Below are 26,854 nucleotides of genomic sequence, written 5' to 3' on the forward strand. Positions count from 1 at the left end.
TAAGCTTAGTTTTTAATCAAAAAATGATAACCTACCCACGCGGCTGAAATGCTCAAAAAGACATTTAACAACACATTTAATCCCATTTTGAAAAAAGCACCTTGCTGCATAAGTAAAACATTATCCATTGAGAAGGTTGAGAAAGTGGTTAATGCTCCCAGAAAACCTAAGCCAATGATCAATCGCCAAGGAGATTCTGCAATCACACCATTTTGCATCGCCGCCATTAGAAGCCCCATAATCGCAGAACCAACCACATTGACCGTTAGTGTTCCATACGGAAAGCCTCTTCCCAGTAACGCAACACAAAACTCAGAAATCAAATAACGAGAACAGGCGCCGATAGCCCCACCCAACGCGATATAACTTAAAATAACTAGCTGCCCCAACACAGGACTCCTATCTAACTAATTGCATAAAAAGGAAGTTGATAAACCTTAAACACATAGATTATATATTATTTTTATAACGCCGATGTATACAATATTGGATGATTCTATTTACTAGTAAACTTAGCTACTGCACTGTATTCTATTTAATATCTTAAGCATTGGTATTGAAGACAACTAAAATCCACTTGAATACATTTCCGATAATAACTGCCTCCCCCATCTTTATATAATATTACTGACTATGTTTTAATATCATTACTATTTAACTTAACGAGGAGTAGTGCATTACGTAAATAGTCAAAAAATAATAATCACACCTAAGCTCGTTCCTTCTTGAAGTATCATTGGTCTTTGTACCCAATCCATCTTACCGAATTTTTCTAACTAAATATTACAGGTATCATTAGATAGTTTAGACTTGCCTGTAAATAATTACACATATTCAATGATATAATCACAATAAATATAATTATCCGTTTTTATCTTGTGTAGCCATAATTAACCCTAAAAATATAAGTATATTTAAAGATTAATATTTAATGAAAACGAAAAAAGCCCGACTCTTTCGAATCAGGCTTTCATCTAAAAATAAGTGGCGGAGTGGACGGGACTCGAACCCGCGACCCCCGGCGTGACAGGCCGGTATTCTAACCAACTGAACTACCACTCCGCAGTGTCTATTCAGTAAACTAAATTTAAAGCCTGGCGATGTCCTACTCTCACATGGGGAAACCCCACACTACCATCGGCGCTACTTCGTTTCACTTCTGAGTTCGGCATGGAATCAGGTGGGTCCAAAGCGCTATGGTCGCCAAGCAAATTCTTTGGTTAAACGCAAAAGCGTTTAACTTAATTCGGAAAGCTGTTCGTTCTCACACTCATTCAAGCATGTCTTATATATCTATTAAGTCCAACCAAAACCCTTTAGGTGTTGTATGGTTAAGCCTCACGGGCAATTAGTATTGGTTAGCTCAACGCCTCGCAGCGCTTACACACCCAACCTATCAACGTCGTAGTCTCCGACAACCCTTTAGGACGCTTAAAGCGCCAGGGAAGACTCATCTCAGGGCTCGCTTCGTGCTTAGATGCTTTCAGCACTTATCGATTCCGAACTTAGCTACCGGGCAATGCCATTGGCATGACAACCCGAACACCAGAGGTTCGTCCACTCCGGTCCTCTCGTACTAGGAGCAGCCCCCTTCAATCTTCCAACGCCCACGGCAGATAGGGACCGAACTGTCTCACGACGTTCTAAACCCAGCTCGCGTACCACTTTAAATGGCGAACAGCCATACCCTTGGGACCGACTTCAGCCCCAGGATGTGATGAGCCGACATCGAGGTGCCAAACACCGCCGTCGATATGAACTCTTGGGCGGTATCAGCCTGTTATCCCCGGAGTACCTTTTATCCGTTGAGCGATGGCCCTTCCATTCAGAACCACCGGATCACTATGACCTGCTTTCGCACCTGCTCGAATTGTCATTCTCGCAGTCAAGCGGGCTTATGCCATTGCACTAACCACACGATGTCCAACCGTGTTTAGCCCACCTTCGTGCTCCTCCGTTACTCTTTGGGAGGAGACCGCCCCAGTCAAACTACCCACCAGGCACTGTCCTCACCCCAGATAATGGGGCTAAGTTAGAACATCAACACTACAAGGGTGGTATTTCAAGGTTGACTCCACATCCACTGGCGTGAATGCTTCAAAGTCTCCCACCTATCCTACACATGTAGGGTCAATGTTCAGTGCCAAGCTGTAGTAAAGGTTCACGGGGTCTTTCCGTCTAGCCGCGGGTACACTGCATCTTCACAGCGATTTCAATTTCACTGAGTCTCGGGTGGAGACAGCGTGGCCATCATTACGCCATTCGTGCAGGTCGGAACTTACCCGACAAGGAATTTCGCTACCTTAGGACCGTTATAGTTACGGCCGCCGTTTACCGGGGCTTCGATCAAGAGCTTCTCCGAAGATAACCCCATCAATTAACCTTCCGGCACCGGGCAGGCGTCACACCGTATACGTCATCTTACGATTTTGCACAGTGCTGTGTTTTTAATAAACAGTTGCAGCCACCTGGTATCTGCGACTCCCGTCAGCTTAGAGAGCAAGTCTCATCACCAACAAGAGCGTACCTTCTCCCGAAGTTACGGTACCATTTTGCCTAGTTCCTTCACCCGAGTTCTCTCAAGCGCCTTGGTATTCTCTACCCGACCACCTGTGTCGGTTTGGGGTACGATTTCTTACAAACTGAAGCTTAGAGGCTTTTCCTGGAAGCATGGCATCAATGACTTCACTACCGTAGTAGCTCGACATCGTGTCTCAGCCTAACAATTTCCCGGATTTACCTAAGAAATTAGCCTACGCACTTGAACCTGGACAACCATCGCCAGGCCCACCTAGCCTTCTCCGTCCCCCCATCGCATTTATAAGAAGTACGGGAATATTAACCCGTTTCCCATCGACTACGCTTTTCAGCCTCGCCTTAGGGGTCGACTTACCCTGCCCCGATTAACGTTGGACAGGAACCCTTGGTCTTCCGGCGAGGGAGTTTTTCACTCCCTTTATCGTTACTCATGTCAGCATTCGCACTTCTGATACCTCCAGCAAACTTCTCAGTTCACCTTCAACGGCTTACAGAACGCTCCCCTACCCATCCTAGTAAACTAGGATGCCGCAGCTTCGGTGTATAGCTTAGCCCCGTTACATCTTCCGCGCAGGCCGACTCGACCAGTGAGCTATTACGCTTTCTTTAAATGATGGCTGCTTCTAAGCCAACATCCTGGCTGTCTGAGCCTTCCCACATCGTTTCCCACTTAGCTATACTTTGGGACCTTAGCTGGCGGTCTGGGTTGTTTCCCTCTCCACGACGGACGTTAGCACCCGCCGTGTGTCTCCCGGATAGTACTTACTGGTATTCGGAGTTTGCAAAGGGTTGGTAAGTCGGGATGACCCCCTAGCCTTAACAGTGCTCTACCCCCAGTAGTATTCGTCCGAGGCGCTACCTAAATAGCTTTCGGGGAGAACCAGCTATCTCCAGGTTTGATTGGCCTTTCACCCCTAGCCACAAGTCATCCGCTAATTTTTCAACATTAGTCGGTTCGGTCCTCCAATTGATGTTACTCAATCTTCAACCTGCCCATGGCTAGATCACCTGGTTTCGGGTCTATACCTAGCAACTCGACGCCCAGTTAAGACTCGGTTTCCCTACGGCTCCCCTATACGGTTAACCTTGCTACTAAATATAAGTCGCTGACCCATTATACAAAAGGTACGCAGTCACACCACGAAGGTGCTCCTACTGCTTGTACGTACACGGTTTCAGGTTCTATTTCACTCCCCTCACAGGGGTTCTTTTCGCCTTTCCCTCACGGTACTGGTTCACTATCGGTCAGTCAGGAGTATTTAGCCTTGGAGGATGGTCCCCCCATGTTCAGACAGGATATCACGTGTCCCGCCTTACTCGTTTTCACTTAGTATGCGTTGTCGGTTACGGGGCTATCACCCTGTATCGCGGCACTTTCCAGAGCCTTCACCTGACGCATATAAAGCTTAAGGGCTAATCCAATTTCGCTCGCCGCTACTTTCGGAATCTCGGTTGATTTCTCTTCCTCGGGGTACTTAGATGTTTCAGTTCCCCCGGTTCGCCTTATTAACCTATGTATTCAGTTAATAATACGTGCTTATGCACGTGGGTTTCCCCATTCGGAAATCGTAGACTCAAGTGGCTTTTACTGCCTAATCTACGCTTATCGCAAGTTAATACGTCCTTCATCGCCTCTGACTGCCTAGGCATCCACCGTGTACGCTTATTCACTTAACCATACAACCCAAAAGGGTCTTTATGTATGTTCAACTAAATAAGGTTTAGTTTTTGTTTATTTTGGAGGGTAATCCAAAATAAACGATTTGCCGGACTCAATAGAACAAACCATTACTGGTTTGTAGAATACAAGACACTTGAATGTGTGTTGTTACTTATTACTTGCAAGCAAGCAATAAGATTTGAGAACTTTTATTAAGATAAACAGTAAATGTTTATCTAGTCAGCTTTCCAAATTGTTAAAGAGCAAGTTAAGCCTCTTTCGAGGTAACCATGTTTAAACATTCTTAGTAAAAACATTTAAAGATGGTGGAGCTATGCGGGATCGAACCGCAGACCTCTTCGCTGCCAGCGAAGCGCTCTCCCAGCTGAGCTATAGCCCCTTAACTTTTATAAACCTAATCAATCTGTGTGGGTACTCATCAATAATAAATCTTTCGTAAGGAGGTGATCCAGCCCCAGGTTCCCCTAGGGCTACCTTGTTACGACTTCACCCCAGTCATGAACCACAAAGTGGTAAGCGTCCTCCCGAAGGTTAAACTACCTACTTCTTTTGCAGCCCACTCCCATGGTGTGACGGGCGGTGTGTACAAGGCCCGGGAACGTATTCACCGTGGCATTCTGATCCACGATTACTAGCGATTCCGACTTCATGGAGTCGAGTTGCAGACTCCAATCCGGACTACGACGCACTTTTTGGGATTCGCTTACTTTCGCAAGTTCGCTGCCCTCTGTATGCGCCATTGTAGCACGTGTGTAGCCCTACTCGTAAGGGCCATGATGACTTGACGTCGTCCCCACCTTCCTCCGGTTTATCACCGGCAGTCTCCCTGGAGTTCCCGACATTACTCGCTGGCAAACAAGGATAAGGGTTGCGCTCGTTGCGGGACTTAACCCAACATTTCACAACACGAGCTGACGACAGCCATGCAGCACCTGTCTCAGAGTTCCCGAAGGCACACCTGTATCTCTACTGGTTTCTCTGGATGTCAAGAGTAGGTAAGGTTCTTCGCGTTGCATCGAATTAAACCACATGCTCCACCGCTTGTGCGGGCCCCCGTCAATTCATTTGAGTTTTAATCTTGCGACCGTACTCCCCAGGCGGTCTACTTAACGCGTTAGCTCCGAAAGCCACGGCTCAAGGCCACAACCTCCAAGTAGACATCGTTTACGGCGTGGACTACCAGGGTATCTAATCCTGTTTGCTCCCCACGCTTTCGCATCTGAGTGTCAGTATCTGTCCAGGGGGCCGCCTTCGCCACTGGTATTCCTTCAGATCTCTACGCATTTCACCGCTACACCTGAAATTCTACCCCCCTCTACAGTACTCTAGTTTGCCAGTTTCAAATGACCTTCCGAGGTTGAGCCCCGGGCTTTCACATCTGACTTAACAAACCACCTGCATGCGCTTTACGCCCAGTAATTCCGATTAACGCTCGCACCCTCCGTATTACCGCGGCTGCTGGCACGGAGTTAGCCGGTGCTTCTTCTGTTGCTAACGTCAAGCAACGCCGCTATTAACGACGAAACCTTCCTCACAACTGAAAGTACTTTACAACCCGAAGGCCTTCTTCATACACGCGGCATGGCTGCATCAGGCTTTCGCCCATTGTGCAATATTCCCCACTGCTGCCTCCCGTAGGAGTCTGGGCCGTGTCTCAGTCCCAGTGTGGCTGATCATCCTCTCAGACCAGCTAGGGATCGTCGCCTTGGTGAGCCATTACCTCACCAACTAGCTAATCCCACATAGGCGTATCCTAACGCGCGAGGCCCGAAGGTCCCCCGCTTTGCTTCTTTCCTTTAACAGAAAGGAGATTATGCGGTATTAACAGTCGTTTCCAACTGGTATCCCCCTCGTTAGGGCAACTTCCTATGCATTACTCACCCGTCCGCCGCTCGACGCCGAAGGTGCAAGCACCTTCTCGTTTCCGCTCGACTTGCATGTGTTAGGCCTGCCGCCAGCGTTCAATCTGAGCCATGATCAAACTCTTCAATTAAAGTTTTGTTGATGCTTTCGCATCGGCTCAATGATTACTGACTTCAAACTTATTCTTCTTAAAAAGAAGAAGTAACTTTAAAGTTTATTATCATTTCCCAGCAGGAAATGATAATGAATTGATTGTGCCAAGATTAAGCTCTTTATAAAAAGAGAAGTAATCTCGATTGGTCACTCAGTTCATTGATAAATCTTTTTGATTATCATCAACGAGTGCCCACACAGATTGATAGGTTTAAATTGTTAAAGAGCGTTGTTCTTTCGGCTTGCGCCTCAGTGAACAGGTCGGTCATTTTAGTCATTTAAGCTTCAGTGTCAAACACTTTTTGAAACTTATTTCCTAACCCTTTTTGAGAAGGTTTTGACCTCTGACTCGCAGCGCCGTTAGGCTGTGTGCTCCGTGTCAGTGAGGGCGCATTATAGAGAAGCTCATCACATTGGCAAGTGCTTTTTTCACTTTTTTTTATTTTTATTTAACGTTCGACTAAAAAACCATCTGAAACTATGTTTTCTGTCTATTTTGTCAGCGAACCAGTAAACCTTTGAGTAAATAGAGTTACTTTTCCCCAATCCGTATATTCGACTTCTTTACTGGTATCCGTTTCACCATCAGTCATAGACATAATAAAACGAATCATCACTCGATCGAACCATGAGTATCGTGGGTAATACAGTCCACCAGCGAACACACCAATATGTTTAGGTTGCCAAGGTGAGCGCTTTAAAAACTTCTGGATATAGACACTCCCCTCTGGCGTATCCTTACCCGGTTTGCGAGCGGTTAAGTTAACACTATAGAAAGACGCACCCTCTGAGGTTAAATGCTCTTTATGCTGCTCGATAAATTGGTACAGCTTCTTATTAAAGTGACCATAACGAATAGATGCGCCAATAATGATGTTGCTATATAAACTCAGATCTAAATCATCAGCTTGGTGCAGATCAACCAATTCACAGCTATCGTTACCAATCTGTTCTGCCATAAACTGCGCAATTTTATGGGTTTGCCCTTCTCGGGTTGAATACAAAATAATAGTACTTTTCACGAAAACCTAACTTTTCCAAAATGTCGGTGTAAATAAGATAAGAAGTGTGAACACCTCTAGTCGACCAAATAGCATTGAAACAATAAGTACCCACTTGGCAGCATCATTAACATTAGCAAAATGTACAGATACCTCACCGAGCCCTGGCCCTAAATTATTAAGCGTTGCTGCCACAGCGGAGAAAGCACTTAATTCATCCATACCTGAGGCGATAAGCCCCAACATACATAATACGAACACTAATGCATACGCGGAGAAAAAACCCCATACCGCATCAACCACCCGTTGCGATAGTGCTTTACCGCCTACTTTAATAGGGAAGACTGCTTTAGGATGGACAAGGCGTTTTAATTCACGACCACCTTGTAACGTTAGTAGCAATACTCGGATGACTTTTAGGCCGCCGCCAGTGGAACCTGCACAACCACCTATAAAAGAAGAAAACAACAATAGCACAGGTAGAAACAGTGGCCATTGTGAAAACCCGGTAGTAGTAAAGCCCGCAGTCGTAGAAATAGACACGGTCTGGAATAGCACCTGATCAAAAGTTTCAAATGTCGTTAAATCATTACTGTGTAGGAGCAAAATGACGAAACATAGTGAAAACAACAAAATTTGAATCGTGATAAAAGCGCGAAATTCGGGATCTCGCCAGTAATATTTAGGGTGTACGCCTCCTGAAGCAAAAGCCGCAAAGTGTAGTGAGAAATTACACGCTGAGATGAGTAGAAAGACAACAGTGATCATATTAATCACCGGACTATTAAAATATCCCATACTGGCGTCATGAGTAGAAAACCCACCGATGGCAATTGTCGAAAAGCTATGACAAATCGCGTCAAACAAACTCATGCCAGCTAACCAAAATGCCCCAGCACACGCTATGGTAAGGCTTAAATAGATATACCAAAGCACTTTCGCCGTTTCGGCAATGCGTGGTGTCATTTTATTGTCTTTTACTGGCCCTGGAATTTCTGCTCGATATAACTGCATGCCACCAATGCCAAGGATTGGCAAAATGGCCACAGCAAGAACAATGATCCCCATGCCACCAAACCACTGTAAAAACTGTCGGTAGAATAATATCGCTTTAGGTAAGGCATCCAGGCCAACAATCGTAGTCGCCCCGGTGGTCGTTAATGCAGAAAAAGACTCAAAAAAAGAATCGGTCACTGAAATATTAGGATCATGAGACAACCAAAATGGCAACGCCCCTGCACTACCGATCACAACCCAGAATAAGACCACAATGAGGAAGCCATCTCGGGCTTTTAACTCTGATTTTTTATAGCGGTTGGGAAACCAACATAAGCCACCACAGAAGAACAACACAAAAAAGGTAGTCACAAAAGGCACACCGGCCCCATCGCGATAGAATAAAGCCACCAGCGCAGGTGCCAACATCGTGAGGCTAAATAGTGCCAGTAGTAAACCGACGATTCGAATAATTGAACGAAATTGCATATAAAGTAGAGAAGCTAAGCTTCCAAAGTCCTTTTAAAATGGGGATCACATGTGTTTCGGTTTAATCTCAACCTTAGCGCCAGTTTTATTGACTAGAGTCTGTGTAAACACGTCCGCCTCTCTTATATCGATCTCAACCTGTAAGTCAATGCGTTGCCCAAACTTTCCATCAAGTTGAGCAGCTTGATATTGAGCCATGATAGATTGCACCAAGGGCATTAGCGAATAGTCTAACCTTAGCTGCAACTGGGTGGTGATTTTTTTCTCAATAGTTTGAACTTGCTTAAGCGCTTGCTGCACACCACCGCCATACGCTTTCACTAATCCACCGGTACCGAGTTTAATCCCACCAGAATATCGAGTAACAACAGCAGTCATCTCACCAATACCAGAGCCCGTTAATTGTGCCAAAATAGGTTTTCCTGCCGTCCCAGAGGGCTCTCCATCGTCACTAAACCCCCAAAGCATAGAGTCCTCTGCTCTTCCTGCAACAAACGCCCAACAATTATGTCTTGCTGCAGAGTGCTGCATCTTTATTTCTTCGACAAAAGCTTTGGCACTGTCCATAGTTGGAGTGTGACTTAAATGAGTAATAAAGACACTTTTTTTTATTTCTTCCTCAAAAACTACATCGTCAATGGGAATCAAATAAGGCTGATCGTTCATAGCAACAGTAAAAAATCGAAATATTTAAAATCGAGTCTAGCACGTAATCAACCACTTATTACGGAACAAAATGACCTTGCGCACAAATTTCAAACAATTGTTTGAATTGTTATTGAAGTTAACAAGTACACGATCAAGACTGTAACAACCTGGTCAAACCAGAGAAAAACGATAATAAGTTGCTCTACAACAATACCGTTTGTTCGTCATGGAGATAGACAATGATTTACCAACATACGTCCCTACACGTAAAAGAATTACAAGATGGTATCGCTCAGCTTACTTTCAGTGCTGAAGGGTCCGTCAACACTCTCAATTCAAAAACACTCACCGCCTTAGATGAAGCGATTGACGCCATTAAAGCGCAACCGGGCATTACTGGGTTAATTCTGAGCTCAGATAAAAGCGCCTTCATTGTAGGTGCAGATATAAAAGAATTCCTCGGCCTATTCGCTAAACCGGCAGAAGAACTCGATCACTGGGTGAAATACGCCAACGATATCTTCTGCAAGCTAGAAGACCTCCCCTTCCCAACCCTATCGGTTATCCGCGGCTTTGCGCTGGGCGGTGGTTGTGAACTGATTCTGTCTTCTGACTTACGCATTGGTGATAACACTACTGTTATCGGTCTACCAGAAACCAAACTTGGCATCATCCCAGGGTTCGGCGGTACGGTTCGTCTACCTCGCGTTATCGGGGCAGATAATGCCATGGAAATGATCGCCACCGCTAAACAACAAAAAGCCAATGAAGCAATCAAACTTGGTCTACTCGATGCGATCGTAGATAGCGAGCAACTAGAAGCCTCTGCTATCACAACATTAAAGCAAGCTATCGACGGAAAAGTTGATTGGCAAGCGCGCCGCCAACAAAAAACCTCGGCGCTATCTTTAAGTAAAAGAGAAGCTTTGATGAGCTTTACCATGGCTAAGGGCATGATTTCAGCCAAAGCGGGCCCACACTACCCAGCGCCAATTGCTTCAGTCAAAGCGATAGAGGAAGCATCAACCTCAAGCCGTGATGAAGCTTTAGATATTGAACGTAAATACTTCGTCAAAATGGCGAAAACGAAAGTGGCTCAATCCCTGATTGGATTATTCCTTAACGACCAATACATCAAAGCCATCGCCAAAAAAGCGGGCAAAAACTCACAAAAGACGGAACGTGCTGCGGTACTCGGTGCAGGCATCATGGGTGGCGGTATTGCTTACCAATCCGCATCGAAAGGCGTGCCAGTATTAATGAAAGATATCGCGCAAGCTTCTCTTGATTTAGGCATGACCGAAGCTTCCAAACTACTCAACAAACAACTGGAACGCGGAAAAATTGATGGCTTCAAACTTTCAAAGATTTTGGCTTCCATTACTCCAAGCCTACATTACGCAGGGATTGAACAAGCCGATATCGTAGTAGAAGCGGTGGTTGAAAATCCAAAAGTCAAAGCGGCGGTATTAGCCGAAGTTGAACAATATGCAAAAGATGACGCTATCTTGGCTTCCAATACCTCAACCATTCCGATTAACCAATTGGCAAAATCGGTAAAACGCCCAGAAAACTTCTGTGGTATGCATTTCTTCAACCCTGTTCACCGTATGCCTCTTGTTGAGATTATTCGAGGTGAACATACCTCTGAAGATACCATCAACAAAGTCGTCGCTTATGCCGCACAAATGGGTAAATCACCAATTGTCGTCAATGACTGCCCTGGATTCTTTGTCAATCGCGTTCTATTCCCATACTTTGGTGGCTTCAGTTTATTAATGCGTGACGGTGCAGACTTCACACAAATCGATAAAGTGATGGAACGTAAATTCGGTTGGCCAATGGGCCCGGCTTATTTGCTCGATGTCGTGGGGATTGATACCGCTCACCATGCACAAGCCGTTATGGCAGAAGGTTTCCCTGAACGCATGGCAAAAGAAGGCCGAGATACGATTGATGCGCTGTTTGAAGCGGATAAATATGGTCAGAAAAATGGCAGCGGTTTCTACCAATACAGCGTAGACCGCAAAGGCAAGCCGAAGAAAACCTTTGAGAAAGATGTCTTAGCGCTATTTGAAGGCATCACTGCCACTAAGCAAGATTTTTCAGATGAAGAAATCATCAACCGCACTATGATTCCAATGATCAATGAAGTCGTACTCTGTCTTGAAGAAGGCATTATCGCCTCACCACAAGAAGCGGATATGGCACTGATCTATGGTTTAGGCTTCCCTCCATTCCGTGGTGGGGTATTCCGCTACCTAGATAGTGTTGGACTACAAAATTATATCCAAGCAGCGTCTCAATATTCTGACTTAAGCCCAATGTATCGCGTACCGCAACTACTATTGGATATGGCAGAAAAAGGCGATACTTTTTACGCTAGTCAAACGGCTGCTGTTTAACGACTCTGGATAAGGAAAATCAAAATGAATAATGTAGTTATTGTCGATTGTATTCGTACTCCTATGGGGCGTTCAAAAGCCGGTGCATTCCGTCATGTACGTGCTGAAGATCTATCGGCTCACCTAATGAAAGGGATCTTAAAACGTAACCCTCAGGTAGACCCGACTCAAATTGAAGATGTTTATTGGGGCTGTGTGCAACAAACACTAGAGCAAGGCTTTAACATTGCACGCAATGCAGCGTTACTTGCTGGCGTACCTAAAAATGTCGGCGCAGTAACGATCAACCGCCTATGTGGCTCGTCGATGCAAGCACTACACGATGCTTCACGCGCTATTATGGTCGGTGATGCCGAGATTTGCTTAATTGGTGGTGTTGAACACATGGGCCACGTACCAATGAACCATGGCGTGGATTTCCACCCAGGCTTGGCAAAAAACGTCGCAAAAGCGGCCGGTATGATGGGCTTAACCGCTGAAATGCTAGGTAAAGTTCATGGCATCAGCCGTGAAGCGCAAGATGAATTTGGCGCTCGCTCTCACCGTCGTGCACATGCTGCAACGTTAGAGGGTCGTTTTAAAAATGAAATCCTGCCAACTGAAGGTCATACGGAAGATGGGACGTTAAAGTTATACGACTATGATGAAGTGATTCGTCCAGAAACTACCGTCGAAACACTATCTCAACTGCGCCCTGTGTTTGATCCTGCCAATGGAACAGTCACCGCGGGCACGTCTTCCGCTCTATCCGATGGTGCGTCTGCCATGCTAGTGATGAGCGAAAGCAAAGCGAAAGAGTTAGGTTTACCGATCCGCGCACGCATTCGCTCAATGGCGGTAGCGGGTTGCGATCCATCAACCATGGGTTATGGCCCGGTTCCTGCCACGCAAAAAGCATTAAAACGAGCGGGTTTATCCATTGAAGATATGGGCATGATCGAGCTAAATGAAGCCTTTGCCGCACAGGCTCTACCATGCGCTAAAGACCTTGGTTTACTGGATGTAATGGAAGACAAGGTTAACTTAAATGGTGGCGCCATTGCGCTTGGCCACCCACTAGGTTGCTCGGGCTCTCGAATTTCAACCACATTGATTAACCTGATGGAAGCAAACGACGTTCAGTTTGGTCTTGCAACTATGTGTATCGGGCTCGGTCAAGGTATTGCCACGGTATTCGAACGCGTAGACAAATAAAAACGACAACCCTTTCCATGACCCTGATATGAGTCATATTCTAATAAAAAAGGCTTCTCACTTGAGAAGCCTTTCTTCATTATGGATGCAATGACTAATTTGCCACTTCATTTAGTTGCACACTACCACTACGATAAGGAACTACATAGCTTTCGCCCTGATCAGGATGAATCACTTGATAGTATTGCGGTAAATTAAAATTACACTGAGATTCAGACTCTACATCATGAAAGTTATTCGTATAGAAACGATTCACGGTACGAATCATGTCATCCTTATTACCATCAAACTGACGATACACCTCAACACGATTAGCTTCATCTAAAACATAAATATTGAAGCCTTCATCGTCATCTTCAAAGAAAAACTGGATTAAACCTTCACTGGCAAAGGCATCCACAACATCAGGTGGCGGGAGTTCTTGATTTTTACCCACCATCAATAATGGTGCACCTTGGAGCTTGTTCGTTGAAATGCTGCTATAAAAATCGATCGAGTTTTCTAATTTCATCACCGATACACCACGGCGCTCAAAAAACAGACCGTACATCTGATCAGCCACTTTTATAACTTTAAAGCGACGGCGTTTTTCGTTTTCCACCGGTTTCAAACGTAATTCTATGCATTCAGCCAACAATTGATACACCATATTACGCATCATACCGCGCAAGTTTTTGCTGTAACAAAACACATCAATCGATTCGGGAGGCAACGCATCTTGATGCATTTTTCCTAAGATGGTTTTCAAAGCATCAATAATCGCCGTTTCACCAGAAAAATGGAGTGTCCTTACTTCATGCCAAGAATTTCGGTAGACCAAATCAACACTACTCACAAGGCATGTTTGTTTGTCCGAATAACTGAAAATATCAACGTTATTCTTTAAGTCCGCTTTTAACTGATGTGGCCTCAACATAACCGTCGGGTCATTTTCTAAATTAATAAAAATAGAAAGCTGGTTAACTTCACATGGGCTTGCCAATGCCTGCATGGTCGGACGGCGCTTACGTAAAGAAAAGGTATTACGTAAGTCACTCACCATTTGGTAAAGCTTGTCCATATCCAAATCAGCACTACGAACGACAGCCTCCAGATGCGTGGCCTCCGTAATCAAACCATTAAAAAATGACCAAGCCACCAATTTGCTCAAATACTGATTATGCTCCAATGGCGCTCGTCCAATAATGTCATAGGGATCGAGTGACTGTTTGTAAAGATACCACCCAGCACTGTTCACCCTCCCTTCAGGCACTTGAATAAACGTTAAATTAGGCTCATGCAAATCAGGAGAAATTTGCGTGTTTAACAGGGTGACCTTCCCCGGCAGGGTTTCAAAGGCGGCATACAGTTTACGCGCTAAGATGCTGATATCTTGAGGGCTGATAGCGGATGTAATGTCATGACGTCGCGCAAACTGGATTAAATTTCGGTAACTCAGCATTAATGCATCCAGTAATTCATGATGCACTTTTTTAACTTGTTCCACTTTCCAGTGACGGCGATTGTCCAGCTCTTCAATCAGGCCCTCACTCCACCCCCACTCTGAAACCAAATCACGTAATACAGAATGACGCCAAGCAACAAAATTTGCACCAGGTTCACGAGAAAGCTTTTCATGTGTTTTTAAATAAAAACAGCGACGGACTAACTCCAAACGACGGAAATCACCGATTCTTTTTAGGTAACGGGTTACCTTTTCCAGCATAAGATAATAACTATCCATGCCATATTCTTTTTGCTCACATGCAAAGAAACGACGCTTAGTATCCACACTCAATAACTGAGGACATGGGTATTCCCACGAATACGATTCTAACAAAATTGCTTTTAGTACTGATTTATAAGGGGAGTCTATGCTTTTATAGAGCTGCCAGAGATTTGAACCAAAATATTCTTCTGCTGGGATATGGTGCAGTTGACCAAAATCAATCCACTCAGAGCAATCAATATGCCCACTACTGCATAATTGAGCGACATATTCGTCATAGCACTCTTCCATTTCAGGAGGCACGATCTGCCACAGTAATCGCTGCCCAGCAATACGGACAGCTGAACGATAAAATTCATCTAACAACAACAAATGCTGCGATGAACCACAGTTATCACCCGTCATCTCTTCTGACAAATTGCTTCTAAATCGACTTTCATCCATCAAAAAGAAATTTGCTTCTACTCCAAAGCTTTTTGCCCATTCAGTAATTAATAAACACTTATTACTGAGAGGTTCTCGCTCTTCAACCGACATATTAGGCGAAATGCATACCCAAATGTCTAAATCACTGGATGAACTTTGCCCTACTGAAGATGTACTCCCCATCGTATATAACGCGAGTATATCCGGAGTAGCATTTTTTTCATGGCCAACAGGGAAAGAGGAATAATCAAAACTATCCGTCTCGGCTAAAATAGAAAGGGCTTGATGCTGGATATCACTAATATCAAAACCAAAGATGCCATGAGGTACACCTTTTTCAGAAAAGCCAGGCAACAAAGGATGGTTAAAGTGAAGTAAGACTGGCAATAAATGAAATACTTGTTGGCTGTGTTTATCCATAATAGATAACGCTCGCTCAACCCTTTGCTGATTAAGTGCATCAAGTCTTTCAATTAATGTAAGTGTATATACCTGCAAGATAACTTCCTAGCCACGCCATGAATGAAACAATGATGTTGATAAAATGATTATTTCTGAGGGTTTTTCGAACAACAAAAAACGTGATCAATCTAACATTTTTTTAAGGTCGGGTAAACATTATACAAATAGCTGACATCTACAACTTTAGCCCAGTATACCTAAACCAATAATAATCTCGCTCTTTATCAAAAATAACAATTCTGGTGGTAAGAATTTCGAGTAAGGGGTGTTAGGATAACGATTAGATTTTGATAAATGAAAGGTTATGTTATGTCGTCAACTCCAATTCGCATTGCGACTCGCAAAAGCCCTCTAGCTTTATGGCAAGCTTACTTTGTTAAAGATGCACTACAAAATGCACATCCCGGCTTAAACGTTGAATTAGTTACCATGGTGACGAAAGGCGATGTTATTCTTGATACCCCTCTTGCAAAAGTAGGCGGTAAGGGTTTATTCGTAAAAGAGCTTGAAACAGCGATGTTAGAAGGCCGAGCTGACCTTGCCGTCCATTCGATGAAAGATGTACCCGTTGATTTCCCTGAAGGTTTAGGTTTAGTCACCATTTGTGAAAGAGAAGACCCCCGAGATGCTTTTGTATCAAATACCTACGATAACGTTGATTCCCTTCCACAAGGTTCAATCGTCGGAACTTGTAGCTTGCGACGCCAATGCCAATTAAAAGAGCGCCGCCCTGATCTCATCATTAAAGATTTACGTGGTAATGTCGGAACCCGACTAGGAAAACTGGATGCGGGTGAATATGACGCCATTGTCTTAGCTTCCGCTGGCTTAAAACGCCTAAAATTAGAATCACGTATTCGCAGTTTCATGGAAGCAGAAGAGTCCCTCCCAGCCGTCGGTCAAGGTGCGGTTGGAATAGAATGTCGATTAAGTGACACTCACTTACGAAAGCTTCTTGAACCACTCAATGATCTCGATACCGCAGATCGAGTCATGTGTGAACGCGCAATGAACCTAACACTAGAAGGTGGATGCCAAGTACCAATTGGAAGTTATTCGTTGCTAGATGGCGATCAAATTTGGTTGCGAGGTTTAGTGGGTGAGCCAGATGGCAGCACTATTATCCGTGGTGAAATAAAAGGTCACCGTAAGGATGCGGAAGAATTGGGCATCAATTTAGCGAAACAATTGCTAAATGATGGCGCTAAAAGCATCCTCGAAAAACTGTATTCTGAACACGAATAATTATGAGCGTTCTGGTCACTCGCCCAGGAAAGGATGGTGAAGCATTATGCAAAATGCTTCAAAAACATAATATCGCTAGCCTTCATCATCCTTTGATTCAATTAGAACAAGGTTCTGGTTATACAGAGCTGACTCAAGATGTGAAAACAAGCGATATCATCATAGCAGTTAGCCAACACGCCGTTCATTGGGCTCATCATGCTTTACAATATTATCATTTCGACTTCCCTCAAAAAGCTATCTATTTTGCTATTGGGGAAAAAACAGCCCATCTTTTAAAAAAATACACTCAAAAAGAAGTCATTTTTCCTTTAATAAGTGACAGCGAACACTTACTGGACTTACCAGCTTTGAAGTCGATAAAAAATAAGCGTATTTTAATACTTAGAGGAAATGGTGGACGAGAACTCATCTACCAAACATTAAGCCAGCGTGGTGGACGGGTTCGCTATAATGAAATTTATCGACGTAACCCTATTCCAATCATTGATCCAACGTTATGTACCCACTGGCAAGATTCTAAAGTAACTCAACTCGTAATCACCAGTGGTGATCAGTTGCAATATTTAATTCAACAAATTCCTAAGCAATATTTACATTGGCTCAAACAGCTCACCCTTTATATTCCAAGCCAACGCATTGGACAACAAGCAGAAAAATTTGGTTTTTCACATATAATCAATACAAGAAGTGCTGCTAATCCCATTTTACTGGATTACCTCCGTGGGAAATTGATCACAGGACAACAACATGACCAATAATAACCAAAATGAAATAGTCTCTACCGATAAGAACACTTCAACGCAAAAAATAACAAAAGCGACAACCGCTCAGCCAACAAAAAATAAAGGGCAAAAACGAGCAACCGTAGCCATTATTATCGCGATATTATTAGCGGGTTCAGTGGTAACTTTTGAAATCTACCAATACACAAGAAATCAACACACCATTACTCAGTTAAAGTTACAAATAAATCGTTTAAATGCCGATCTTGCTAGCCAATTTGAAGCGAATCAATCTGAGCAAAAAAAAGACATTCAAACTCTGACTCATAAGTTAGGAACTCAAAGCGAACAACAAGAAAAAAGCATCAAAAGCTTACAGCTTGCTATCACGGATATAAAAGGTAGGCGCCCTAATGACTGGCTATTAGCAGAAGCAGATTATTTAGTAAAAATGGCGGGAAGAAAACTTTTCTTAGAACATGATATCGAATCAGCAACTCAGCTCATGACATCAGCAGATCAACGAATAGCAGCATTAAATGATCCAAGCCTTGTAACACTACGAAAAGCTATGGCTGAAGATATTACTCAATTAAAATCACTTCCACTCATTGATCGTGAAGGTTTAATCTTAAAAATAATTAGCTTACAAAAGGAAGTCGACCAACTCCCTCTAGCTAATGCCTTACTTCCTAAAGAAGAAAAAGAGGAAGTTACTGTCGTTTCTGAAGATATTAATGATTGGCAAACCAATCTCACAACATCCCTTAAAGATTTCACAGGGCATTTTATCACTTTCAGAACACGCAAAGGCAATACCACACCGTTACTTTCACCTGAGCAACACTTCTATCTAAGAGAAAATATTAAAGCAAAATTAGAAACGACAATTAAAGGTGTATACGCTGAAAATAATGATATTTATCAAATATCACTTACCGTAGCGAGTAATTGGTCAAAAGAATTCTTTAATCAAAACTCCATTAAAGTGAAACATTTTGAACAGCAACTCGAGCAGTTAAAAGCTAAAAATATTACCGTTGAATATCCAAATAAGCTTAAAACTCAACAACAGCTTACCGATATTATATCTGACCGTCTCCGTCGTTCGATCTCCGCTATTGGTCAGGGGGATAAATAATGTTTCGATTAATGTTTATCTTTATTACTCTAGGCTTGGGGCTTTTTGTTGGCACCCAATTTTCCGATCAACAAGGTTACGTCTTAATATCGGTGGCAGATAGCACAACAGAAATGAGTGTAACAACCCTAGTCATTTTTATTGTGGCTGCCTTGGCCGCCTTATTCCTACTCGAAAATATTATAAAACGGGGCTTTAAAGCGACGAATGCAACATGGAACTGGTTTAGTGTTCGTAAACTTAAACGAGCTCGACGCTATACCAATGAAGGCATCATCAAATTGCTAGAAGGAGATTGGAATGCAGCAGAGAAAAAGGTCACACGCTGGGCCAACCACCATGATATGCCACTACTCTGTTATTTAATTGCATCAGAAGCCGCTCAAGGTATGGGTGATGACAAGAAACGCGAAAAATATATCAATCTAGCTTTAGAGCATGACAAGAATTCACTTGCTATTGAAATGACTCAAATTAGACAAATGGTACGTAACAAGCAATTTTCCGAGGCTCACAGTAGCCTAGAGAAGCTAAAAGGCCGTTATCCAAATAACACCATCGTCATGAATTTATTGAAAAAAACGTATCTCAATCTAAAACTTTGGAGCTTATTAGATGAACTTTTACCTAAATTAAAAAGAGCCAATGTCATTTCAGATATAGAATTCGATCAATTATTTTACCAAGCCCAATTAGGCAAAATAGAAGAAGTTGGGGAGCAAAAAGGCGTTAATGGCCTTCTTTCTTATTGGAGCCATTTACCCAAAAAACTCAAGCAGGATGAAAACATTGTTGAATTCCTCATCAAACAATTGCTAGTTCAAAATGGTGATTCGGAAGCATATGTAATCTTACGTGATATTCTAAAACAATCCCCATCAGAACGCTTACTGCCGTTAATCACACAGATTCAATTACCAGATATTCACCCTGCAACATTATTATTAGAAGAGATAGTGAAGAAACATAAAGAAAATGCTGAAGCTCACAGTGTACTTGGAGAATTATATTCACGAAAATTAAGATGGAAAGATGCCCAGCAATCATTCGAAGTTGCATTACAACAACGTATTAATATCTCTGATTACTCTCGCCTTGCTGACGCTCTAGAGCAACAAGGTATGAAACAAGCTGCAGGTGAAGTGTCACGTAAAGCATTAACTTTATTAGAAAAATAAAGTTATCCTAAGACAAAAGTATTATACCTCCAACAACAAAATTGGGGGTATTTTTATACCCAAAGCCAACAGCGCAACAATATCCCATCTTTAGGTAAGTAAATCAGTAGCCATCCATGATGATTATACTTAATCATATCAGGGGTAACATCAAAGTATTTGGTAAGTATTTATCGCTACAAAAACTGATAATACAGCTCTCATGAGTGATTAGGCAGTTGCTAAAAAACCAAAAATAAACCTAATTCCTAAAATAGCAGTAATTCGAATACTCTTATTTTGAAATTATATATATTTAGAAAAAGTCATTTGACCGAGTATATTGAATAGGCTCAAAGTTGGTTATGACAACACTTTATTGAGTACTTAAGTCTTACTGATTATGATGATCATGTGTCTAAGATTTCATGCTATATCACCACTTCTCAAATATATACAGCGAGTTAATCAAATAGACATAAAGGAAGAAGTAAAGCTAAGCCATTAATTTTCTTTATTTATAAATACAAATAGCAAAAAACCCGTAGATTAATCTACGGGTTTTTTTAATAGTGGTGGAGGGATAGGGATTTGAACCCTAGAACCGCTATTAACGATTGCCGGTTTTCAAGACCGGTGCTTTCGACCACTCAGCCATCCCTCCACAAATTGTCATTACAGTATTTATCTATAATGTTACTACTATTTATTAGTAGTTATATTCAAAGCCTGGCGATGTCCTACTCTCACATGGGGAAACCCCACACTACCATCGGCGCTACTTCGTTTCACTTCTGAGTTCGGCATGGAATCAGGTGGGTCCAAAGCGCTATGGTCGCCAAGCAAATTCTTTGGTTAAACGCAAAAGCGTTTAACTTAATTCGGAAAGCTGTTCGTTCTCACACTCATTCAAGCATGTCTTATATATCTATTAAGTCCAACCAAAACCCTTTAGGTGTTGTATGGTTAAGCCTCACGGGCAATTAGTATTGGTTAGCTCAACGCCTCGCAGCGCTTACACACCCAACCTATCAACGTCGTAGTCTCCGACAACCCTTTAGGACGCTTAAAGCGCCAGGGAAGACTCATCTCAGGGCTCGCTTCGTGCTTAGATGCTTTCAGCACTTATCGATTCCGAACTTAGCTACCGGGCAATGCCATTGGCATGACAACCCGAACACCAGAGGTTCGTCCACTCCGGTCCTCTCGTACTAGGAGCAGCCCCCTTCAATCTTCCAACGCCCACGGCAGATAGGGACCGAACTGTCTCACGACGTTCTAAACCCAGCTCGCGTACCACTTTAAATGGCGAACAGCCATACCCTTGGGACCGACTTCAGCCCCAGGATGTGATGAGCCGACATCGAGGTGCCAAACACCGCCGTCGATATGAACTCTTGGGCGGTATCAGCCTGTTATCCCCGGAGTACCTTTTATCCGTTGAGCGATGGCCCTTCCATTCAGAACCACCGGATCACTATGACCTGCTTTCGCACCTGCTCGAATTGTCATTCTCGCAGTCAAGCGGGCTTATGCCATTGCACTAACCACACGATGTCCAACCGTGTTTAGCCCACCTTCGTGCTCCTCCGTTACTCTTTGGGAGGAGACCGCCCCAGTCAAACTACCCACCAGGCACTGTCCTCACCCCAGATAATGGGGCTAAGTTAGAACATCAACACTACAAGGGTGGTATTTCAAGGTTGACTCCACATCCACTGGCGTGAATGCTTCAAAGTCTCCCACCTATCCTACACATGTAGGGTCAATGTTCAGTGCCAAGCTGTAGTAAAGGTTCACGGGGTCTTTCCGTCTAGCCGCGGGTACACTGCATCTTCACAGCGATTTCAATTTCACTGAGTCTCGGGTGGAGACAGCGTGGCCATCATTACGCCATTCGTGCAGGTCGGAACTTACCCGACAAGGAATTTCGCTACCTTAGGACCGTTATAGTTACGGCCGCCGTTTACCGGGGCTTCGATCAAGAGCTTCTCCGAAGATAACCCCATCAATTAACCTTCCGGCACCGGGCAGGCGTCACACCGTATACGTCATCTTACGATTTTGCACAGTGCTGTGTTTTTAATAAACAGTTGCAGCCACCTGGTATCTGCGACTCCCGTCAGCTTAGAGAGCAAGTCTCATCACCAACAAGAGCGTACCTTCTCCCGAAGTTACGGTACCATTTTGCCTAGTTCCTTCACCCGAGTTCTCTCAAGCGCCTTGGTATTCTCTACCCGACCACCTGTGTCGGTTTGGGGTACGATTTCTTACAAACTGAAGCTTAGAGGCTTTTCCTGGAAGCATGGCATCAATGACTTCACTACCGTAGTAGCTCGACATCGTGTCTCAGCCTAACAATTTCCCGGATTTACCTAAGAAATTAGCCTACGCACTTGAACCTGGACAACCATCGCCAGGCCCACCTAGCCTTCTCCGTCCCCCCATCGCATTTATAAGAAGTACGGGAATATTAACCCGTTTCCCATCGACTACGCTTTTCAGCCTCGCCTTAGGGGTCGACTTACCCTGCCCCGATTAACGTTGGACAGGAACCCTTGGTCTTCCGGCGAGGGAGTTTTTCACTCCCTTTATCGTTACTCATGTCAGCATTCGCACTTCTGATACCTCCAGCAAACTTCTCAGTTCACCTTCAACGGCTTACAGAACGCTCCCCTACCCATCCTAGTAAACTAGGATGCCGCAGCTTCGGTGTATAGCTTAGCCCCGTTACATCTTCCGCGCAGGCCGACTCGACCAGTGAGCTATTACGCTTTCTTTAAATGATGGCTGCTTCTAAGCCAACATCCTGGCTGTCTGAGCCTTCCCACATCGTTTCCCACTTAGCTATACTTTGGGACCTTAGCTGGCGGTCTGGGTTGTTTCCCTCTCCACGACGGACGTTAGCACCCGCCGTGTGTCTCCCGGATAGTACTTACTGGTATTCGGAGTTTGCAAAGGGTTGGTAAGTCGGGATGACCCCCTAGCCTTAACAGTGCTCTACCCCCAGTAGTATTCGTCCGAGGCGCTACCTAAATAGCTTTCGGGGAGAACCAGCTATCTCCAGGTTTGATTGGCCTTTCACCCCTAGCCACAAGTCATCCGCTAATTTTTCAACATTAGTCGGTTCGGTCCTCCAATTGATGTTACTCAATCTTCAACCTGCCCATGGCTAGATCACCTGGTTTCGGGTCTATACCTAGCAACTCGACGCCCAGTTAAGACTCGGTTTCCCTACGGCTCCCCTATACGGTTAACCTTGCTACTAAATATAAGTCGCTGACCCATTATACAAAAGGTACGCAGTCACACCACGAAGGTGCTCCTACTGCTTGTACGTACACGGTTTCAGGTTCTATTTCACTCCCCTCACAGGGGTTCTTTTCGCCTTTCCCTCACGGTACTGGTTCACTATCGGTCAGTCAGGAGTATTTAGCCTTGGAGGATGGTCCCCCCATGTTCAGACAGGATATCACGTGTCCCGCCTTACTCGTTTTCACTTAGTATGCGTTGTCGGTTACGGGGCTATCACCCTGTATCGCGGCACTTTCCAGAGCCTTCACCTGACGCATATAAAGCTTAAGGGCTAATCCAATTTCGCTCGCCGCTACTTTCGGAATCTCGGTTGATTTCTCTTCCTCGGGGTACTTAGATGTTTCAGTTCCCCCGGTTCGCCTTATTAACCTATGTATTCAGTTAATAATACGTGCTTATGCACGTGGGTTTCCCCATTCGGAAATCGTAGACTCAAGTGGCTTTTACTGCCTAATCTACGCTTATCGCAAGTTAATACGTCCTTCATCGCCTCTGACTGCCTAGGCATCCACCGTGTACGCTTATTCACTTAACCATACAACCCAAAAGGGTCTTTATGTATGTTCAACTAAATAAGGTTTAGTTTTTGTTTATTTTGGAGGGTAATCCAAAATAAACGATTTGCCGGACTCAATAGAACAAACCATAAATGGTTTGTAGAATACAAGACACTTGAATGTGTGTTGTTACTCATCACTTGCAAGCAAGTAATGAGATTTGAGAACTTTTATTAAGATAAACAATAAATGTTTATCTAGTCAGCTTTCCAAATTGTTAAAGAGCAAGAGTTACCTAATTAAAGATAATTCATTTTTAAAAACACTTAGTAAATGCTTTTAGAAATGGTATCCCGTAGGGGAGTCGAACCCCTGTTACCGCCGTGAAAGGGCGGTGTCCTAGGCCTCTAGACGAACGGGACACGGACGGTGAAAGCATTGGGATGCTTTCAAACTCTTTTCTATATAAACCTAATCAATCTGTGTGGGTACTCATCAATAATAAATCTTTCGTAAGGAGGTGATCCAGCCCCAGGTTCCCCTAGGGCTACCTTGTTACGACTTCACCCCAGTCATGAACCACAAAGTGGTAAGCGTCCTCCCGAAGGTTAAACTACCTACTTCTTTTGCAGCCCACTCCCATGGTGTGACGGGCGGTGTGTACAAGGCCCGGGAACGTATTCACCGTGGCATTCTGATCCACGATTACTAGCGATTCCGACTTCATGGAGTCGAGTTGCAGACTCCAATCCGGACTACGACGCACTTTTTGGGATTCGCTTACTTTCGCAAGTTCGCTGCCCTCTGTATGCGCCATTGTAGCACGTGTGTAGCCCTACTCGTAAGGGCCATGATGACTTGACGTCGTCCCCACCTTCCTCCGGTTTATCACCGGCAGTCTCCCTGGAGTTCCCGACATTACTCGCTGGCAAACAAGGATAAGGGTTGCGCTCGTTGCGGGACTTAACCCAACATTTCACAACACGAGCTGACGACAGCCATGCAGCACCTGTCTCAGAGTTCCCGAAGGCACACCTGTATCTCTACTGGTTTCTCTGGATGTCAAGAGTAGGTAAGGTTCTTCGCGTTGCATCGAATTAAACCACATGCTCCACCGCTTGTGCGGGCCCCCGTCAATTCATTTGAGTTTTAATCTTGCGACCGTACTCCCCAGGCGGTCTACTTAACGCGTTAGCTCCGAAAGCCACGGCTCAAGGCCACAACCTCCAAGTAGACATCGTTTACGGCGTGGACTACCAGGGTATCTAATCCTGTTTGCTCCCCACGCTTTCGCATCTGAGTGTCAGTATCTGTCCAGGGGGCCGCCTTCGCCACTGGTATTCCTTCAGATCTCTACGCATTTCACCGCTACACCTGAAATTCTACCCCCCTCTACAGTACTCTAGTTTGCCAGTTTCAAATGACCTTCCGAGGTTGAGCCCCGGGCTTTCACATCTGACTTAACAAACCACCTGCATGCGCTTTACGCCCAGTAATTCCGATTAACGCTCGCACCCTCCGTATTACCGCGGCTGCTGGCACGGAGTTAGCCGGTGCTTCTTCTGTTGCTAACGTCAAGCAACGCCGCTATTAACGACGAAACCTTCCTCACAACTGAAAGTACTTTACAACCCGAAGGCCTTCTTCATACACGCGGCATGGCTGCATCAGGCTTTCGCCCATTGTGCAATATTCCCCACTGCTGCCTCCCGTAGGAGTCTGGGCCGTGTCTCAGTCCCAGTGTGGCTGATCATCCTCTCAGACCAGCTAGGGATCGTCGCCTTGGTGAGCCATTACCTCACCAACTAGCTAATCCCACATAGGCGTATCCTAACGCGCGAGGCCCGAAGGTCCCCCGCTTTGCTTCTTTCCTTTAACAGAAAGGAGATTATGCGGTATTAACAGTCGTTTCCAACTGGTATCCCCCTCGTTAGGGCAACTTCCTATGCATTACTCACCCGTCCGCCGCTCGACGCCGAAGTAGCAAGCTACTTCTCGTTTCCGCTCGACTTGCATGTGTTAGGCCTGCCGCCAGCGTTCAATCTGAGCCATGATCAAACTCTTCAATTAAAGTTTTGTTGATGCTTTCGCATCGGCTCAATGATTACTGACTTCAAACTCATTTCTACCGAGGTAGAAAGTAACTTTAAAGTTTATTACCATTTCCCAGCAGGAAATGATAATGAATTGACTGTGCCGCTATTATTACTTTCACTTTAAAAAGTGAAATCAAACAAGCTCAAAGCTGTTCTTATTAATAGCCGTTTGGTCACTCAGTTCATTGATAATTCTTTTTGATTATCATCAACGAGTGCCCACACAGATTGATAGGTTTAAATTGTTAAAGAGCGTTGTTCTTTCGGCTTTCGCCTCAGTGAACAGGTCGGTCATTTTAGTCATTTAAGCTTCAGTGTCAAACACTTTTTGAAACTTATTTTCTAATCCTTTTTGAGAAGGTTTTGACCTCTGACTCGCAGCGCCGTTAGGCTGTGTGCTCCGTGTCAGTGAGGGCGCATTATAGAGAAGCTCATCACATTGGCAAGCCCTTTTTTATCTTTTTCTTACTTTTTTGATCGTTTGATTACTTTTGAAGCAAAAAGGCTTGTTTTTGATAGTTTCTTTGCTGTTTTTCATCATAATCAAACCAACTAAGGAGTCAAAATGAATCATATTCGTAACTATAAAGGCATTTACCCTAAAATTGGTAAGGATGTTTATATTGATGAGTCTTCAGTTTTAGTTGGAGATATTGTACTTGGTGAAGATTCCAGTATTTGGCCATTAGTCGCAGCTCGAGGCGATGTTAACCACATTTATATTGGCGAACGTACTAACATACAAGATGGATGTGTATTACACGTCACTCATAAAAATACTGAAAATCCAGAAGGCTATCCACTGATTATCGGCAATGATGTGACGGTCGGTCATAAAGTGATGCTACACGGATGCACTATTCACGATCGTGTATTAGTTGGAATGGGTACGATTGTTCTTGATGGGGTAATTGTTGAATCAGATGTCGTTATCGGAGCTGGAAGTTTAGTCCCACCAAATAAGCGATTAGAAAGTGGTTATCTTTATATTGGTAGCCCGGTGAAGCAAGCTCGCCCCTTAAAAGAAGAAGAAAGAGCTTTTCTATTAAAATCAGCAGATAATTACGTAGTGAATAAAAACGACTATCTTACCGAGATAAAGTAGCCGTCACCT

General features: G+C 44.1%; 12 protein-coding genes, 4 tRNA genes and 6 rRNA genes. 7 read left to right on the forward strand and 15 right to left on the reverse strand.

Going from position 1 to position 26,854, the window contains the following annotated elements; all coding sequences use genetic code 11:
- Nucleotides 1–5: 5 nt before the first annotated feature.
- From crcB to VCASEI_RS12590, 9 genes are all read right to left on the reverse strand, one after another.
- On the reverse strand, nucleotides 6–389 hold the full coding sequence (gene crcB / locus VCASEI_RS12550) for a fluoride efflux transporter CrcB (protein WP_086957793.1): 384 nt from the start codon (nucleotides 387–389) through the stop codon (nucleotides 6–8).
- A 596-nt stretch (nucleotides 390–985) separates the two neighbouring features.
- Nucleotides 986–1,062: transfer RNA gene (locus VCASEI_RS12555), tRNA-Asp, on the reverse strand.
- 30 nt (nucleotides 1,063–1,092) lie between these two features.
- Nucleotides 1,093–1,208, reverse strand: a 5S ribosomal RNA gene (rrf, locus tag VCASEI_RS12560).
- Between the two features lie 119 nt (nucleotides 1,209–1,327).
- Nucleotides 1,328–4,215: ribosomal RNA gene (locus VCASEI_RS12565) — 23S ribosomal RNA — on the reverse strand.
- A gap of 307 nt (nucleotides 4,216–4,522) precedes the next feature.
- Nucleotides 4,523–4,598: transfer RNA gene (locus VCASEI_RS12570), tRNA-Ala, on the reverse strand.
- Between the two features lie 57 nt (nucleotides 4,599–4,655).
- Nucleotides 4,656–6,212: ribosomal RNA gene (locus VCASEI_RS12575) — 16S ribosomal RNA — on the reverse strand.
- Together the 16S, 23S and 5S rRNA genes with 2 tRNA genes alongside form the textbook arrangement of a ribosomal RNA operon.
- A 514-nt stretch (nucleotides 6,213–6,726) precedes the next feature.
- Complete coding sequence (hemG, locus tag VCASEI_RS12580) at nucleotides 6,727–7,257, reverse strand: menaquinone-dependent protoporphyrinogen IX dehydrogenase (RefSeq protein WP_086962892.1); 531 nt, start codon at nucleotides 7,255–7,257, stop codon at nucleotides 6,727–6,729.
- 6 nt (nucleotides 7,258–7,263) lie between these two features.
- Nucleotides 7,264–8,721 (reverse strand): TrkH family potassium uptake protein, encoded by a 1,458-nt coding sequence (locus tag VCASEI_RS12585; RefSeq protein ID WP_086962890.1) that lies wholly within the window; start codon nucleotides 8,719–8,721, stop codon nucleotides 7,264–7,266.
- Nucleotides 8,722–8,766: 45 nt separating this feature from the next.
- Nucleotides 8,767–9,387, reverse strand: a complete 621-nt coding sequence (locus VCASEI_RS12590) for a YigZ family protein (RefSeq protein ID WP_089111017.1) — start codon at nucleotides 9,385–9,387, stop codon at nucleotides 8,767–8,769.
- A 221-nt stretch (nucleotides 9,388–9,608) separates the two neighbouring features.
- On the opposite strand from VCASEI_RS12590, the gene fadB reads away from it, so the two are divergent.
- Both fadB and fadA read left to right on the forward strand, forming a co-directional pair.
- A complete protein-coding gene (gene fadB, locus VCASEI_RS12595; protein ID WP_089111016.1) occupies nucleotides 9,609–11,774 on the forward strand; it encodes a fatty acid oxidation complex subunit alpha FadB in 2,166 nt (721 codons plus the stop codon).
- A 24-nt stretch (nucleotides 11,775–11,798) separates the two neighbouring features.
- On the forward strand, nucleotides 11,799–12,968 hold the full coding sequence (fadA, locus tag VCASEI_RS12600) for an acetyl-CoA C-acyltransferase FadA (RefSeq protein ID WP_089111015.1): 1,170 nt from the start codon (nucleotides 11,799–11,801) through the stop codon (nucleotides 12,966–12,968).
- A gap of 94 nt (nucleotides 12,969–13,062) precedes the next feature.
- Here fadA and VCASEI_RS12605 read toward each other — a convergent pair whose 3' ends face one another.
- Nucleotides 13,063–15,603 carry a class I adenylate cyclase gene (locus VCASEI_RS12605; protein WP_394347159.1) on the reverse strand — a complete coding sequence of 847 codons (2,541 nt, stop codon included), beginning with the start codon at nucleotides 15,601–15,603 and terminating at the stop codon, nucleotides 13,063–13,065.
- Between the two features lie 270 nt (nucleotides 15,604–15,873).
- On the opposite strand from VCASEI_RS12605, the gene hemC reads away from it, so the two are divergent.
- From hemC to VCASEI_RS12625, 4 genes are read left to right on the forward strand one after another with little or no spacing between them, the layout of a single operon-like run.
- On the forward strand, nucleotides 15,874–16,809 hold the full coding sequence (gene hemC, locus VCASEI_RS12610) for a hydroxymethylbilane synthase (protein ID WP_374701010.1): 936 nt from the start codon (nucleotides 15,874–15,876) through the stop codon (nucleotides 16,807–16,809).
- A 2-nt stretch (nucleotides 16,810–16,811) separates the two neighbouring features.
- Nucleotides 16,812–17,570, forward strand: coding sequence for a uroporphyrinogen-III synthase (locus VCASEI_RS12615; RefSeq protein WP_089111013.1), 759 nt, complete (start codon nucleotides 16,812–16,814; stop codon nucleotides 17,568–17,570).
- On the forward strand, nucleotides 17,560–18,675 hold the full coding sequence (locus VCASEI_RS12620; RefSeq protein WP_089111012.1) for a uroporphyrinogen-III C-methyltransferase: 1,116 nt from the start codon (nucleotides 17,560–17,562) through the stop codon (nucleotides 18,673–18,675). The genes VCASEI_RS12615 and VCASEI_RS12620 overlap by 11 nt, the downstream gene beginning before the upstream one ends.
- Nucleotides 18,675–19,853 (forward strand): heme biosynthesis HemY N-terminal domain-containing protein, encoded by a 1,179-nt coding sequence (locus tag VCASEI_RS12625; RefSeq protein ID WP_086962875.1) that lies wholly within the window; start codon nucleotides 18,675–18,677, stop codon nucleotides 19,851–19,853. Before VCASEI_RS12620 ends, VCASEI_RS12625 begins: the two co-directional genes overlap by 1 nt.
- 552 nt (nucleotides 19,854–20,405) lie before the next feature.
- Here the strand turns inward: VCASEI_RS12625 and VCASEI_RS12630 are convergent.
- The 5 genes from VCASEI_RS12630 to VCASEI_RS12650 all read right to left on the reverse strand — a co-directional run bounded on the left by VCASEI_RS12630 (nucleotide 20,406) and on the right by VCASEI_RS12650 (nucleotide 25,714).
- Nucleotides 20,406–20,496: transfer RNA gene (locus VCASEI_RS12630), tRNA-Ser, on the reverse strand.
- Between the two features lie 63 nt (nucleotides 20,497–20,559).
- Nucleotides 20,560–20,675, reverse strand: a 5S ribosomal RNA gene (rrf, locus tag VCASEI_RS12635).
- A 119-nt stretch (nucleotides 20,676–20,794) separates the two neighbouring features.
- A 23S ribosomal RNA gene (locus tag VCASEI_RS12640) occupies nucleotides 20,795–23,682 on the reverse strand.
- 308 nt (nucleotides 23,683–23,990) lie between these two features.
- Nucleotides 23,991–24,066: transfer RNA gene (locus VCASEI_RS12645), tRNA-Glu, on the reverse strand.
- Nucleotides 24,067–24,157: 91 nt separating this feature from the next.
- Nucleotides 24,158–25,714 (reverse strand): 16S ribosomal RNA (locus VCASEI_RS12650).
- A 591-nt stretch (nucleotides 25,715–26,305) separates the two neighbouring features.
- Between VCASEI_RS12650 and VCASEI_RS12655 the strand changes: the two genes are divergently transcribed.
- The gene (locus tag VCASEI_RS12655) at nucleotides 26,306–26,845 is read left to right on the forward strand and encodes a gamma carbonic anhydrase family protein (protein WP_089110346.1); all 540 of its coding nucleotides are present in this window, start codon (nucleotides 26,306–26,308) and stop codon (nucleotides 26,843–26,845) included.
- The last annotated feature ends 9 nt before the right edge of the window (nucleotides 26,846–26,854 follow it).

Source organism: Vibrio casei (assembly GCF_002218025.2).
In the GTDB taxonomy this organism is placed as follows: Bacteria; Pseudomonadota; Gammaproteobacteria; order Enterobacterales; family Vibrionaceae; genus Vibrio; species Vibrio casei.

Bases quoted from the DNA above. Each gene is read 5' to 3' on its own strand.
- fadB (WP_089111016.1), top strand. From the start codon at position 9,609: ATGATTTACCAACATACGTCCCTACACGTAAAAGAATTACAAGATGGT.
- fadA (WP_089111015.1), top strand. From the start codon at position 11,799: ATGAATAATGTAGTTATTGTCGATTGTATTCGTACTCCTATGGGGCGT.
- VCASEI_RS12620 (WP_089111012.1), top strand. From the start codon at position 17,560: ATGACCAATAATAACCAAAATGAAATAGTCTCTACCGATAAGAACACT.
- VCASEI_RS12585 (WP_086962890.1), bottom strand. From the start codon at position 8,721: ATGCAATTTCGTTCAATTATTCGAATCGTCGGTTTACTACTGGCACTA.
- hemC (WP_374701010.1), top strand. From the start codon at position 15,874: ATGTCGTCAACTCCAATTCGCATTGCGACTCGCAAAAGCCCTCTAGCT.
- VCASEI_RS12625 (WP_086962875.1), top strand. From the start codon at position 18,675: ATGTTTCGATTAATGTTTATCTTTATTACTCTAGGCTTGGGGCTTTTT.
- VCASEI_RS12590 (WP_089111017.1), bottom strand. From the start codon at position 9,387: ATGAACGATCAGCCTTATTTGATTCCCATTGACGATGTAGTTTTTGAG.
- VCASEI_RS12615 (WP_089111013.1), top strand. From the start codon at position 16,812: ATGAGCGTTCTGGTCACTCGCCCAGGAAAGGATGGTGAAGCATTATGC.
- VCASEI_RS12655 (WP_089110346.1), top strand. From the start codon at position 26,306: ATGAATCATATTCGTAACTATAAAGGCATTTACCCTAAAATTGGTAAG.